Raw genomic sequence first — 13,208 nt, forward strand, 5'->3', positions numbered from 1 at the left:
CTTCGTATGTTAGGACGTAACTTCGGCATAGCTTGTGCATGTGTCCTATTCGTCTGGGGGTCACTACCAAGCGTTCAAGCTCAAAGTGGCTCACTGATAACCGATTTAGAAACGCTCACAAGTGTCAGTCATCGTGGAAGGAAAAGTGGTAGCAAAAGTCCAAACATTAGCGCGCGGTATATTTATGACGCCTTTCGGGCGTCAGGCGCCAATCCTAAATATCAACAATTTACTTTTAGAGCGGGCATTTTTAGCAAAGATACCGGCCATAATGTCACCGCTACTCTCCCCTGCACACAGCCTCGATGTGACACCCCGATTGTGATCAGCGCTCACTATGATCATTTGGGCACGACGGGAAGAAAGCACTACCCAGGCGCAAATGATAATGCCTCGGGTACAGCCGCAATGCTTTACATCGCAAGACAACTCGCTAAAACGAATCGCTCTCGAGATATTTTATTCGTCGCAACAGATGCTGAGGAGCGCGGCCTTCATGGGGCTAAGTTTTACGCCAAACAATTAAACCAAGACATCGCCGTTAATATTAATTTAGATATGTTAGGAGTAAACAAGAGCAACCGCCTATTTGCGTTATTTTCTCCGGGGTTTAGTCAATTCAAATCGCAATTAAAGAGTATAAAGCAAGCACCGCTGAAGTTAACTGTCGTTTCATCGCAGCGAAAAATGGCACGCTATACCGATAACCCCCGTATCGATTGGCATAAAGCCAGTGACCATTACGCTTTTTATCGCAACGGGATACCCTATATTTATTTTGGTATTGGAGAGGACAAGCATCACCATACTACCAAAGACACTGTAGAAAACATGGATATTGATAAATATCAGGCTGGGGTTGCGCTCATCAGTGACTTTATCTTATCGTTGACACGCTCTCCTTTAGACTCAACCAGCTGAACCTTTTGAGCCTTGGTGAGCTGCTTAACTTGCCACTCGAGTTTGGAGGCATGCCTTCTAGAGCCCACAGCAAATTGGAATTTAAGGACAAGAGGTCCTTTTCCTCTTAGGTTTTTTGCTCCTTTACCGCTTTGGTGTTGATGAAAACGCCTCTCTACATCAGTCGTGATACCGGTGTACCAATGCCCAAAGCGTGTTTCTATAATATACAAACTCCACACTGCCTGATGATCTGCCCTGTCAGTTTGATTAAGTAAAGCTTGCCCAAGCAATTTACTTACCTCCTTAATTTGAACCTAAAACGGTTTTTTGCACCTATTGCAACTTACAGACGAACTTTTTACACTTAACGCAGTCCAAATCCGCTAAGAGACTTTACCTTCTCTGTGCAATCGGTATCATGCTAACAACTGATAATAAGGATACACAATTTCATGCTGTCTAATAAAACCCTTTCTGTTTGGCTCAGCGCTGTAGTTATGACTGTGTTTTTGTCTGGCTGTTCAAGCTGGATTTATCGCATCAACGTGCCACAAGGTAATTTCTTAGAGCAGTCAGATGTAGATAAGCTTCGAGTGCAAATGAGCAGAGAGCAAGTATTATATGTACTCGGCACACCATTGGCGAAAGACGCGTTTAACAATAATATCTGGCACTATCAATATGTGTTTAATATTGATAGACCATCAGAGGTAAGAAAATCATTCAGTGTCTATTTTGAGAATGACAAGCTAGTGCGGATCAGTGGTGACTTTGAAGAACCTGAAGAATTTAACACGCCGCTAGATTCATAACTAGTCGGTCTGTATTTCGTAGTCAAAGGGGAAATGATTTCCCCTTTTTTAATGCTCAACACCCATTCAGTGCTTGAAGCTAAGTAACCTGAGCTTCGGATAATTAATGCCTTTCTAGCAGTCAGTTAGCGTCAGATTTACTCTTTCAAATTGAGCAAGTATTAAGTCTAATTGGTATTATTTCCAGGTGTCGTTGGACGACCTCCAGTGATTTTACTCGCTCGCCCTTCCTCTTTTGCTTTTTCTGCTCGACGTCTGCGCGCTTCTTTTGGATCAGCTATAAGTGGACGATATATTTCTATTCTATCGCCATCATTCACTACTTGATGTAGCTTCACCGTGCGATTCCAAACTCCAAGCGTTAAATTATTTGCATCAATCTCTGGACACTTATCCAATATGTCCGATTGTAAAACCGCTTGCTCAGCCGAGGTTCCCTCTGGTACGTCAACTGACACAGATGTCGCTTTGTCAGGTAATGCAAAGACCACTTCAACTTTTATCATTATCTTGCTCCGTACACGATTTTAGCACGCTGAGTAAAAGCAGATACCATATTTTTGGCTACTTCATTGAATAATTTACCAAATGCTATTTCTATCAATTTACTGGCAAATTCAAACTCCAATTTTAAGCTCACCTTACAAGCTTGCTCATCCAGCTCAGTAAACTCCCAATAACCATGCAGTGATTTAAATGGGCCGTCAACTAAGCGCATTCTCACACGGTTACCATCGAATTCATTTTTGGTGGTAAACCATTTTTTTAAGCCTGCTTTTGATATTTCCAAGCTAGCAGTCATTCCCTGTTCATCGCTATTGATCACCTTGGCATCTGAGCAATGAGGTAGGAAATTAGGGTACGCATCAACATCATTCACAAGTTCAAACATTTCTTTGGTGCTATACATCACCAAAGCACTTTTTTCTATCTGTGGCATAGACACTCCAACTCTTAATAAGGGGATTTTATCAAGGTTTTGCAGATTTATCTTGTTTGCAGCCACTGACTAGGTAAAAATACACCACATTGATGAAAAAGCGCTGTCTTAAAACAGGATTTATAGGTAGACTAAGCCATTATGGCAAAGAAAAATTCAAGTAAATCAAATAGCAATACTATAGCGCTAAATAAAAAAGCGCGTCACGAGTATTCACTACATGAAAAGTTCGAAGCAGGTATCGAATTACAAGGCTGGGAAGTAAAGAGTATCCGTGCCGGTAAGGTTAATATCTCAGATACTTATATCCATATCAAAGATGGTGAAGCGTATTTGTTGGCAAGTCAGATACAGCCATTAAATAGTGCTTCAACCCACGTGATATGCGATCCACTTCGTTATCGTAAACTACTACTAAATAAACGCGAAATCTCTCGTCTGATTGGTGCAACAGAACGTGATGGCTACTCTTTAATCGCCACAGCAATGTACTGGAAAAAGTGCTGGGTCAAACTTGAGTTTTATCTTGCAAAAGGTAAAAAGCAACACGACAAGCGTGCCGATATAAAAGACCGCGACTGGTCACGAGATAAAGAACGCTTAATGAAACATAAAGTGCGTTAAAGCACAAAACATTAAAAAAGCAGGCCTAGCCTGCTTTTTTATGTCTGATACACAGTGTATAAACTTAACCTTTATACTTTTGCATCACGAGCGTCGCATTTGTACCACCGAAGCCAAAGCTGTTCGACATCACGGTTGTTAATGCACCGTCACGGCGCTGCGTTACAATATCTAACCCTTGAGCTTGCTCGTCCAGTTCATCAATATTGATCGACGGAGCAATAAAGTCATTTTCTAACATTAACAAAGAGTAAATCGCTTCGTGTACACCAGCTGCGCCAAGCGCATGGCCTGTCATTGCTTTAGTTGCACTAATAGCTGGTGAGTTTTCTCCAAATAGCTCTTGAATTGCGCCAAGCTCTTTTACATCACCGACTGGCGTTGATGTACCATGCGTGTTTAAGTAATCGATTGGTGCATTTATGTTTTGCATCGCTTGCTTCATACAACGCACAGCCCCCTCACCTGAAGGTGCAACCATATCATACCCATCTGATGTTGCGCCGTAGCCAACAATTTCAGCATAAATGTGTGCCCCTCGTGCCAGAGCATGCTCCAACTCTTCGACCACAACAATACCGCCACCACCAGAAATGACAAAACCATCTCGGTTTGCGTCATAAGTACGAGATGCAAGCTCTGGTGTCTCATTATACTTGGTTGACAATGCACCCATTGCATCGAACTCCATTGCCAGTGTCCAATGCAGCTCTTCACCACCGCCGGCAAAAAGTACATCTTGTTTGCCTAACTGAATTTGCTCAACCGCGTTACCGATACAATGCGCAGAGGTCGCACATGCAGAACTGATAGAATAATTTAGGCCTTTAATTTTAAATGGAGTGGCCAAACATGCTGATGTTGTACTAGCCATAGTACGCGGAACCATATAAGGCCCAACGCGCTTAACTCCTTTCTCTCGACAGATGTCAGCAGCTTCAACTTGATACTTAGATGAACCACCACCAGAGCCGACAATTAAGCCGGTGCGTTCATTTGATACCTGTTCTTCTGATAAACCTGAATCTTCAATTGCTTGCGCCATCGCAATATAAGAAAACGCTGCCGCGTCTCCCATAAAACGGTGTGCCTTACGGTCCACTAGAGATTTTACGTCAATATCTATATTACCAGACACGTGACTACGTAAGTTGTTATCTGCAAACTCCTGATTAAAAGCGATGCCGCTTTTACCAGCTTTTAATGACTCTAAAACTTCTTGCTTGTTGTTGCCGATGCTCGAAACGACACCGATCCCCGTAATAACGGCTCTTCTCATGGGTATATTCCCTTCGATATTACAAATTATGCGTATTATACGCTGAATTCTAGCGTCAAGTGGTCAGCTTTCCAGCGTACACATGTACTCTGAACCTAAATAAACAAAAATGCAACCAGACTATTGCGCAGAAAGTCAGTAAAATACACTATAACAAGTCAGATATAGAGTCTTTCATGATAAAAAACGCTCAAATACACTTCAATGATGCAGGTACACCAGTTGCAAATAGTTTTGACGATGTCTATTTCTCTAATGATGATGGCCTAGCCGAATCACATTATGTTTTTTATACTCAAAACCATATCGACGAGCGATTACAAAATCATGGCAAAGATCGATTTGTCATCGCCGAGACGGGTTTTGGTACTGGTTTAAACTTCCTCAATGCTTGGCATCAGTTTAACCAGCGTAGCAAAGACGCCAGTGTTAACCAACTTCACTTTGTATCTTTTGAAAAGTATCCAATTCATATCGATGATTTAGTTAAAGCACTTCAAGCTTGGCCAACTCTAGCGCCACTTGCCAAAAAACTTTGCCAACAATACCCTATGGCACTTGAAGGCTGCCACAGGCTAGAGTTTGATAGTGGCTCAGTGACATTAGATTTATGGTTTGGAGATATTCACGATAACCTACCGCAGATAAGTTTTGAACAAAACGGGATTATTGATGCTTGGTTCTTAGATGGTTTTGCGCCGAGCAAGAACCCTGACATGTGGCAACAAAGCTTATTTAACGCCATGGCTAATATGAGCCGAGACAATGCAACTTTTGCGACTTTTACTGCCGCAGGTTTTGTCCGTCGAGGACTACAAGAAGCAGGGTTTGAGTGTAAAAAAGTAAAAGGATTTGGCCGCAAACGCGAAATGGTTGTGGGCAAGCTCAAACACGCAAATCAACAATCTAATACGCCACAATATTACTCTGTTCAGCCGCGTCAGCTTAATAATATAGCAGTGATTGGTGGTGGTATTACGTCGAGCTGCTTGCTCTACCATCTCAGTAAAAGAAACCTAAATGCAACACTATTTTGTCAAGATGATGACCTGGCAAAAGGCGCATCACACAATCGCCAAGGCGCTGTTTATCCGAATTTACAAGCAGATAACACACCACCAAGTGAATTTTACGCTCATAGCTTTTTGTATGCCAAGCGTCTATATCAACACCTAGCAAGCAGTGGTTATGAATTTGCTCACGACTGGTGTGGTGTACTACTGCAATCGGTAACCAAGGCTAAACAAACGCAACACCAAAATCTAGTCGATAAAACAGCCTGGCCACATGCTTTAGTATACCCAGTAGATAGCGAGCAAGCGTCGGCTATTGCTAACACACAGCTACCATACGGTGGACTTTTTATTCCCGAAGCGGGCTGGTTAAACCCGGCAGAAGCAACAAAAGCGTTATTTGACGCAGCCAACTCTCTCACCCCAATTGAGGCACATTTCGATACAGATATTATCAAACTAGAAAAAGTGGCCCAAGGTTGGATACTTCATACCGAAGAGCAGACGTTTGGACCTTTTTCAGATGTCTTTGTCTGCGGTGGCGAGCACTCAGATCGCTTCGAACAGACTCAACATGTGCCACTGCATGGTGTTCGTGGTCAAGTTTCTCATATTGAAGCTGGTCAAGCGTCCAAGGCACTTACAACTGTACTTTGTCATAAAGGTTATTTTACCCCCGCGATGGACGAGCTACATTGCATGGGAGCCACCTTTGATAAAAACACTAAAAGTCGGGCAATAAAGGCTGAGGATAATGTGACCAACCGTGCACAACTTGAAAACTTTTATCAAGGTACCGATTTAGTAAACAGCCTTGGTGATATTGTCTCAGAAAAGGCTGCTGTACGTTGCTGCTTCAACGACCACTTACCTATGCTTGGTCAAGTGCAACATAATGAGGAATTTTGTTCCGCATTTGCCAATTTACGAAAGGGAAAACACTACGGCTTTGATGAAGCTGCGCAGCCCTATCAAGGAATTCACATTGTTACAGGTTTTGGCGCTCGAGGACTGTGCAGTGCACCACTTGCGACAGAGCATTTAGTTGCTGGTCTACTTGGCGAGGCAAGACCGTTTAGCGAGCGTGTTCATCAAGCCATTCACCCAGCGAGGTTACTTGTCAGAGATCTGATCAGAAACAAAATTTGACATTAATTTGCGTAATAAACCTAAGCTGTGGATAAGCAATGTGCATCCCCAGCTCAGGTTGCATGATAAAAAGCGCGTACAAGTACGCACTTTTACTGTCTACCTTTTATTAAGTACTCTTATTCACTCAATTGAGCGACTGTTAAGGGAATATATTGTTATTCCTTAATAAATGTAAAAGCACTCTTCGACATTTCTCCTTTCTCGCCATTCCCATCGATGAGCAGAGACTGGAAATTGTACGTATACTGGCCGGCTGGCCAATAAGCAGGAATAGTGAAGTAACGACCGGTTTGAACATACTCTTCTTTTGGTGCCAGCTTGATTTCTGATGTCCCACCTAAATTATATGCCGTACCATCTGGCATGGTGATATATTCCCATGCTTCAACAGTTGCTCCTGTCTCTTCTTGGTTAGCGATGGAGTAAGCATAGTTTACTGTGCCACCTGTTCTTGCTAGTTGCTGGTTACCCGCTTCAACGCTGGTAATTACGGACGTTGTGTTTCCAACAGTAAAGTTCGTGATATCTGCGTAGATAAATGAACGATTGTACTGGACTAAAGCTTCAGTCCAAACAAAATAATTTGGTGCTACATTCCAATCAGATATTAGTTTTACATCACGCAATTCATCAGTGATTTGCTTAAACTGCAGGTAAAAGTAGATGCTCTCACCGTTATTTGTCACTGTGTTTTCTGGAGAAAAGTTCGTATCGTAATGAACTTCGTTATACTCCGGGAACTCCATTTTGTTTGACTCGATTTTATGTACTGTGCCACCAAGGTTTTTATTTGAAGCTGTTAACCCACCTTCAAAGCTGGCAGAAAAATAACTGTTAGGATTACTATCGACGTAGTAATTATTCACTAATTCTGCCTCGGTGTCGTATGCAATCGTAAAGTTTAAGTTCTCTCCATCTTGTACCTGTGGACTTTCAGTACCGCTGGGAGTTTGTACAGATCTAACTTTTGCATCAAAGTGTACAGTTATAATTTCAGCAGATGCTGATATAGAAAACAACAAACAAGAAATTGATAAGTAGGCGCTTTTTCGATTAAACATTAAATATTCCCTTTATAAGTTTTGTTAAATACCCATTTGATTAATTAAGCAGTCTATGTTGGGAAGATGACCCCCAGTCTATACAGCATAGCTTCCTCTCAAATAACGCATATTTCACGCAGAAACTGCAAAAATATCTTAATCAAAATAATCTGTCATAGAGTAAATTATTTTAGTACCCACTTTATGAACCTGAAAAGTGTAAACTAAATGTGTATACTATCTCAAGGCAAAAATAGAAGAATTCGATATAACTATCATTTTTATTATCCGTGACCGTTGAGATAACACCCCGGCTTTCTGGGGCAACTTTTGCCGCGAGTACATATGACTCGGACAGCGCCTTCAAGCCCCCTCTCAACCCACTGAATATTCAAAATTTTTGCAACCCTCAATAACTGCGTTTTCATATGGTATGGCACAACACTTGAGCCTCCATAACTGATACACACTTGCTGTAGCTCTCCCACTAAAGTATCTGCATCTATACCTTGAGCCCGAATGGCAGGATTTAAGTCAAGACCTGCGCAGAGCACCCTAGGACGATTTGCCACATCTGTGATTTTCACTGATTCACAGCAATATAACCTTGGCTTGCCATTAACATTCAGAATAGAAAGCTGGGCACTGGCGGCATTACTATCATCATGGAACTTTCTGAAGACGGCCCAATGCTGACAAGGATCGGCAACGCTGCGCATATTACCCCACGGTAATGGGATCCCATTTCCTCGGTATACTGCTTTTAGCTTTCCAGCCTGATATGCGTCAAAGTAGTGCCAATGCGGATAAGGTGATACGGAAGTCATCCGACGCATTGCTACTGACGCAGAAATCCCCAACGACTCATGCACACGAACATCATACCCTCTACTTTCAAGTAGCTGTCGAAATGGCGTGCGAGGGCACAGCAGTGCCCCAGCGAAAAAACTTGATTCAAAGTCTTGCCAAGCACCAAGAATATCCTGTGCATTTGGCGTATCGTGGTCTGGGTTGTCACTATTCTTACGGCTTTCTCCTGTACTTAGTACACAGTCTAGTCCCTCATTATTGTGTAGCACTGCATGACCAATATGAACGGCTAAGTCATATTTCATCCTCGCCGGATGGGATTGTAGTATGCGATTTATAAACACCACATTTGGCTCTTTAAAGTAAGAAGTCACAATTCCCTCATTGAGACTTCCTGATTGCTCGAACCACTCTACCTTTCTTCCTTTGGCCTGTAAAAGAGACATCAGATCTTCACAACTTAAATATAAATTTTTACCGCCAACTTCATCGGCTACACGCTCCAAATCTGGAAAATGATTTTGGTGATGCTCTTGATGAGCACGGATCAGAAGGTGCGCAAACTGCCTACCACTAATACCAGCTTGAGAGAGCATTTCTGGAATAGCGATTTGTAAAATATCTTTCTCAAATAAAAAATTGGGCTCTAGCGCCATACCCACGATACCACCGGAGCTGCCCTTATCAGGTGCAATCTCAGGTGCCTCAGGTTGACTATCTAAAAACCACTCAATCGGCTTTTGAAATACGTTAGAGAAGTTTTCTAGCATCGCTTCGCTTGGCGTACGCTGACCCCGTTCAATCATGGATAAGTATGAAACGGATGGTGCACTACTCGGGTCTTGCTTAACACACCTTGCCGATAAATCTTCCAAAGTTAGGTGGTTACGCTTTCTTAAATTTCTTATTTTCGTACCCAAAAAGTGAGATTTTCGAATTAAACTTGCAGCTTTTGCCATTATTTCACACCCCTTTTTGTGAAATTCACACTGTGAAATTCTTTTTGTGAAATTATTTAGATATTTAACTTACACTCAAGATGTATACAAAACAACCAGAATATATTTCCCAATTTATGACAACATGAACAAGAGAGGTGGATCATGGCAGCGCAATTACAACCGCATACAGAGCAACTAATTGACGATACGAAAGCGCAACAGTCAATGCTGGCAAAACAGTATCTTGATGAACAGTGTCCTTTAGAATTTGGTTCACACATGGAGGTGACAGACTATGTGATTTACTACAACCACCTGCTTGCGTTTTTTGCCAACGGCACCCATTGTGGCTTAAAAAAGTGTAGCCAATTCGTCGCGCTTTGCGGTCACCGTGAAGCGCCGGAAGCTATTTTATTAAAGCAAGACGATGGCTTACATATTGAAGTTACCTTCAATCGCTGCGGAGCACTTGGCCAATTTGATAATGCACATATCGAAGATATCATCGTTGAAACACCATTGGCATCTGTGGTTGGGAAAAAGACTAAAACCCAGCTTCAAAAGCTGTGGATGAGCTTTTATCATGGTGTGCAACAACCCGCGGGAAGAGCCTGCTATCGTGCCAAAAATGGGGATGATTATGAACTTTGAGTAAACACTCAATGATTTGTAATCAAATCGCTCAAACATTCAGTAAGTTTTAAGCTAAGCTAATTAAAATACCGCTCTTTTTCCGACTGAGCACATGACGAAATTGCTTAATTTTCTAAAAAACATTAACTGGATGCTTTGGGCGCTCATACTTGGTATTTTTGCTGGTTTAATTTTCGGTGAACGGTTATCATTTTTAAAGCCTATCGGTACAGGTTTTGTGAACCTGATGCAAATCACTATTCTTCCTTATATCGTCGTCAGCCTCATCGTGGGGTTGGGGAAATTTAATCCAGAACAAGTTAAAAGCATTCTTGCAAAAGCGGCGCTAGTCATGCTCTCTATTTGGGTGATAGGTCTTGCTGTGATCTGGTGCTTTATTATGACATTACCAGCGCATGATGCTGGCACCTTTTTCTCCCCTGCGCTGGTTGCAGCAGCGCCCGAAATAGACTTTGTAAAACATTATATTCCCTCAAACCCTTTTGCTTCTATGGCAGAAGGTAATGTACCGGCCTTAGTCATATTTTGTATCGCTCTGGGCATGGCGCTTATTTCTAACCAAAAGAAGAACCGGTTACTCGATGTATTAGAAGTCGTCGGTCAAGGTCTGTCGGTCATTTCGAAGAAGATCATAGCCATCTTCCCTATCGGTATTTTTGCTATGACAGCAAGCACGGCAGGCACGATGAGCGCTGAAGAACTGTCTGAATTACAGGTGTACTGGGTTGTGGTTTTATGTGTCGGCGTGTATTTGATGTTAGTGCTGCTCCCTATGCTTGTTGCCGCACTCACCCCTGTAAAGTATCGCGACCTCATCATGGTTATGCGCAATGCGTGGATCACCGCATTCAGTACCGGCAACGTTTTTATTGTATTACCAGTGATCACCGAAGGGATAAAAGACCATTTACGCAAAATCAAGCAAAGCGATGAAAACTCTGATCACATTGCTGAGGTGCTCGTACCTATCGCTTATACCTTCCCAAGTTTAGGTAAGCTAACTACCTTAATTTTCGTCTCTTTTGCAGCATGGCTTACCGGCAACCAAATCGGCTTCGAACAAATCCCTAATGTGTCTTTGTCGGCGATGCTGAGTTACTTTGCGAATGTGCATATTGCTATTCCCTATTTACTGGATATTTTACGCGTTCCCGCAGACACTTATCAGCTGTATCTCTCTATGTCTGTACTGACTGCCAAAGTGGTTTCTCCTACCACTGTGGTATATATCTTTGCTTTTGTATTTTTGTGTATTTTTATCAACCGTAAACAGCTCCACTTGAAACGAGTACGATCAGTTTACTATTTGACCTTACTATCTGCTTTACTCCCGGCATTTATGTTGTTGAGTTTTACAGCAAATAATTACCTCGGCAAACAAACTAAGTCGGCAGATGAAGCGATTGCAAATATGGTGATTTCAGATACTGTGCCAGCGCATGTACTTAGCTATGTACCCAAGGCATACCAAAGCGGTGAATTATCACTTACCAATATTGACGTGATCAAAAAGCGTAATCTACTGCGTGTTGGATACCTCGTTGATAATGTGCCGTTTAGTTACTTCAATCAAAAAGATCAACTGGTCGGTTTTGATGTCAGTTTGGCTCATAGATTGGCATCTGATTTGGGAGTACGAGTAGAGTTTATTCCATTTAAAAAACCGCAATTAGCAACCTACCTCAATAAGGGCTATTTTGATGTTGCAATGTCAGGTCTTGAAATAAATATAACTGACTTACAGAATGTACGTTTTAGTGACAAAGTACTGGAATTACAACTGGCTTTGTTAGCAAAAGATCATGATTTAAAAAGATTCACAGACAAGTCCGCATTACTTACTTTGGAAAAGCTGAAGCTTGCACACATGGAGTATGCGCCAATACTCAAACAATTAGCCCTGCAAAACCCAAAAGTGCAAGTATCCAGTATTAACAACCTACAAAGCTATTTCGAACATCCAGATCAATATGACGCTTTGGTGATTAGCGCCGAAGCTGGCTTTGCTTGGAGTATGTTTTACCCCCAATTTGGGGTTGTAGTACCAAAGGGTGCTGACTTGAAATATCCCGTAGGCTTTGCAGTGGCAAAACGCAATCAAGACTTACTCAGTTATGTTAATTCTTGGCTTACTATTCAGCACACCAATGGCCATATCGATAAGACCTACGATTATTGGATTTTAGGTAAAGGCAGTATTCAGAAACAGACCCGATGGTCTTTAATGGATGAGCTGGAAATTGACCCCAATACTCTTATAGAGAAAATTAAGTTTTAAAAAAACGCCATCAGTTAATGTGTTAACTGATGGCAAGTCTACTCACTGGGCGAGCTAGCTCTTAAGCTCTCTCTAACCTTAGAACACCTCAAAAATAAAACAAGTCAATAACAAAAAATTAATAATAAAATAGATAGATTCAGATGCGGCTATTTATTGTTCAATGTGGTTGCTTGTGATACCGTTAACTAAAATTGTATCTATAATAAGGATAATAATAATGACATCAGTATACTTACGTCAGTTGATAGGTGCTCTGGTTGCGATTTTTCCGTTGTTTAGTGTCGCATCTGTAGATGACAACAATCAGCAAGTGATTGAACGTATAGAAGTCATTGGCGAAAAGCCTCAATATGTCTTGAAGCTCGAAATGGAAAGTGCCAAAAAAGACTTTTATGATTTGTACAACAAGTTTGCTTCGGATGATTCATTCAAGACTAAATGTGATAAAAAGCCGCGACATGGCAGCAAAATAAAATCATTCAAATGCGAAACTCGATTCACAAAGGAAAGTTTTCACAGCCTCACCAAGCAGCACATACAGCTTAATATCCAAGACTTAAAAAACCCCGCTTATTCTTTAAAGTATCTCTCCATGCCTGATGCTTCAGATGTTCGTTCAGTCACTAACACCAAAAGAAAGGCACAAAAAGCCGACATCCTAACGCAGATCAATGAAAACCCAGAGCTAAGAGCGGCATTTGAACGATTTGCCAAAAAGTATGATGCGTATGAAAATCGCTAACTAGCCTGATGTAA

The 13,208-nt window shown here is 41.7% G+C and carries 13 protein-coding genes; 7 read left to right on the top strand and 6 right to left on the bottom strand.

The genetic code is table 11. The features are described 5' to 3' along the window. Positions 1–6 precede the first annotated feature (6 nt). Positions 7–921 carry a M20/M25/M40 family metallo-hydrolase gene (locus J8Z24_RS10275; protein ID WP_252094630.1) on the top strand — a complete coding sequence of 305 codons (915 nt, stop codon included), beginning with the start codon at positions 7–9 and terminating at the stop codon, positions 919–921. Here the strand turns inward: J8Z24_RS10275 and J8Z24_RS10280 are convergent. Further along, a complete protein-coding gene (locus tag J8Z24_RS10280; protein ID WP_206644475.1) occupies positions 849–1,193 on the bottom strand; it encodes a GIY-YIG nuclease family protein in 345 nt (114 codons plus the stop codon). The genes J8Z24_RS10275 and J8Z24_RS10280 overlap by 73 nt on opposite strands. Positions 1,194–1,355: 162 nt before the next feature. Between J8Z24_RS10280 and J8Z24_RS10285 the strand changes: the two genes are divergently transcribed. After that, positions 1,356–1,715 carry an outer membrane protein assembly factor BamE gene (locus J8Z24_RS10285; protein ID WP_176033260.1) on the top strand — a complete coding sequence of 120 codons (360 nt, stop codon included), beginning with the start codon at positions 1,356–1,358 and terminating at the stop codon, positions 1,713–1,715. Between the two features lie 167 nt (positions 1,716–1,882). On the opposite strand, the gene J8Z24_RS10290 is transcribed toward J8Z24_RS10285, so the two are convergent. Together J8Z24_RS10290 and J8Z24_RS10295 are read right to left on the bottom strand one after the other, a co-directional pair. Then, entirely contained in the window at positions 1,883–2,221 is a 339-nt protein-coding gene (locus J8Z24_RS10290) for an RnfH family protein (RefSeq protein WP_252094631.1), read from the bottom strand. Next, on the bottom strand, positions 2,221–2,655 hold the full coding sequence (locus J8Z24_RS10295) for a type II toxin-antitoxin system RatA family toxin (protein WP_176033261.1): 435 nt from the start codon (positions 2,653–2,655) through the stop codon (positions 2,221–2,223). The genes J8Z24_RS10290 and J8Z24_RS10295 overlap by 1 nt, the downstream gene beginning before the upstream one ends. 141 nt (positions 2,656–2,796) lie before the next feature. Between J8Z24_RS10295 and smpB the strand changes: the two genes are divergently transcribed. Continuing rightward, positions 2,797–3,279, top strand: a complete 483-nt coding sequence (gene smpB, locus J8Z24_RS10300) for an SsrA-binding protein SmpB (protein ID WP_099640520.1) — start codon at positions 2,797–2,799, stop codon at positions 3,277–3,279. A 64-nt stretch (positions 3,280–3,343) separates the two neighbouring features. On the opposite strand, the gene fabB is transcribed toward smpB, so the two are convergent. After that, the gene (fabB, locus tag J8Z24_RS10305) at positions 3,344–4,558 is read right to left on the bottom strand and encodes a beta-ketoacyl-ACP synthase I (RefSeq protein WP_176033262.1); all 1,215 of its coding nucleotides are present in this window, start codon (positions 4,556–4,558) and stop codon (positions 3,344–3,346) included. Between the two features lie 176 nt (positions 4,559–4,734). Between fabB and mnmC the strand changes: the two genes are divergently transcribed. Continuing rightward, the gene (mnmC, locus tag J8Z24_RS10310) at positions 4,735–6,720 is read left to right on the top strand and encodes a bifunctional tRNA (5-methylaminomethyl-2-thiouridine)(34)-methyltransferase MnmC2/FAD-dependent 5-carboxymethylaminomethyl-2-thiouridine(34) oxidoreductase MnmC1 (protein WP_252094632.1); all 1,986 of its coding nucleotides are present in this window, start codon (positions 4,735–4,737) and stop codon (positions 6,718–6,720) included. A 158-nt stretch (positions 6,721–6,878) separates the two neighbouring features. Here the strand turns inward: mnmC and J8Z24_RS10315 are convergent, their stop codons facing one another. Next, positions 6,879–7,784, bottom strand: a complete 906-nt coding sequence (locus tag J8Z24_RS10315) for an RbmA family biofilm matrix protein (protein WP_252094633.1) — start codon at positions 7,782–7,784, stop codon at positions 6,879–6,881. 266 nt (positions 7,785–8,050) lie between these two features. Beyond that, complete coding sequence (locus J8Z24_RS10320; RefSeq protein WP_252094634.1) at positions 8,051–9,535, bottom strand: DUF3612 domain-containing protein; 1,485 nt, start codon at positions 9,533–9,535, stop codon at positions 8,051–8,053. Positions 9,536–9,679: 144 nt separating this feature from the next. Between J8Z24_RS10320 and J8Z24_RS10325 the strand changes: the two genes are divergently transcribed. The 3 genes from J8Z24_RS10325 (at position 9,680) to J8Z24_RS10335 (ending at position 13,194) form a co-directional block, all read left to right on the top strand. Beyond that, positions 9,680–10,168, top strand: a complete 489-nt coding sequence (locus J8Z24_RS10325) for an aldolase/citrate lyase/malate synthase family protein (RefSeq protein WP_125252838.1) — start codon at positions 9,680–9,682, stop codon at positions 10,166–10,168. Between the two features lie 94 nt (positions 10,169–10,262). Then, the gene (locus tag J8Z24_RS10330; RefSeq protein WP_125252837.1) at positions 10,263–12,449 is read left to right on the top strand and encodes a cation:dicarboxylate symporter family transporter; all 2,187 of its coding nucleotides are present in this window, start codon (positions 10,263–10,265) and stop codon (positions 12,447–12,449) included. A gap of 220 nt (positions 12,450–12,669) precedes the next feature. After that, positions 12,670–13,194, top strand: a complete 525-nt coding sequence (locus J8Z24_RS10335; protein ID WP_252094635.1) for a hypothetical protein — start codon at positions 12,670–12,672, stop codon at positions 13,192–13,194. The last annotated feature ends 14 nt before the right edge of the window (positions 13,195–13,208 follow it).

Origin of the sequence: Pseudoalteromonas sp. SCSIO 43201, assembly GCF_023716725.1 — a bacterium.
In the GTDB taxonomy this organism is placed as follows: Bacteria; Pseudomonadota; Gammaproteobacteria; order Enterobacterales; family Alteromonadaceae; genus Pseudoalteromonas; species Pseudoalteromonas peptidolytica.

Excerpts from the sequence above, each read along its gene's own strand:
- J8Z24_RS10275 (WP_252094630.1), top strand. The coding sequence starts at position 7 with ATGTTAGGACGTAACTTCGGCATAGCTTGTGCATGTGTCCTATTCGTC.
- J8Z24_RS10285 (WP_176033260.1), top strand. The coding sequence starts at position 1,356 with ATGCTGTCTAATAAAACCCTTTCTGTTTGGCTCAGCGCTGTAGTTATG.
- J8Z24_RS10290 (WP_252094631.1), bottom strand. The coding sequence starts at position 2,221 with ATGATAAAAGTTGAAGTGGTCTTTGCATTACCTGACAAAGCGACATCT.
- J8Z24_RS10295 (WP_176033261.1), bottom strand. The coding sequence starts at position 2,655 with ATGCCACAGATAGAAAAAAGTGCTTTGGTGATGTATAGCACCAAAGAA.
- smpB (WP_099640520.1), top strand. The coding sequence starts at position 2,797 with ATGGCAAAGAAAAATTCAAGTAAATCAAATAGCAATACTATAGCGCTA.
- fabB (WP_176033262.1), bottom strand. The coding sequence starts at position 4,558 with ATGAGAAGAGCCGTTATTACGGGGATCGGTGTCGTTTCGAGCATCGGC.
- mnmC (WP_252094632.1), top strand. The coding sequence starts at position 4,735 with ATGATAAAAAACGCTCAAATACACTTCAATGATGCAGGTACACCAGTT.
- J8Z24_RS10315 (WP_252094633.1), bottom strand. The coding sequence starts at position 7,784 with ATGTTTAATCGAAAAAGCGCCTACTTATCAATTTCTTGTTTGTTGTTT.
- J8Z24_RS10320 (WP_252094634.1), bottom strand. The coding sequence starts at position 9,535 with ATGGCAAAAGCTGCAAGTTTAATTCGAAAATCTCACTTTTTGGGTACG.
- J8Z24_RS10325 (WP_125252838.1), top strand. The coding sequence starts at position 9,680 with ATGGCAGCGCAATTACAACCGCATACAGAGCAACTAATTGACGATACG.
- J8Z24_RS10330 (WP_125252837.1), top strand. The coding sequence starts at position 10,263 with ATGACGAAATTGCTTAATTTTCTAAAAAACATTAACTGGATGCTTTGG.
- J8Z24_RS10335 (WP_252094635.1), top strand. The coding sequence starts at position 12,670 with ATGACATCAGTATACTTACGTCAGTTGATAGGTGCTCTGGTTGCGATT.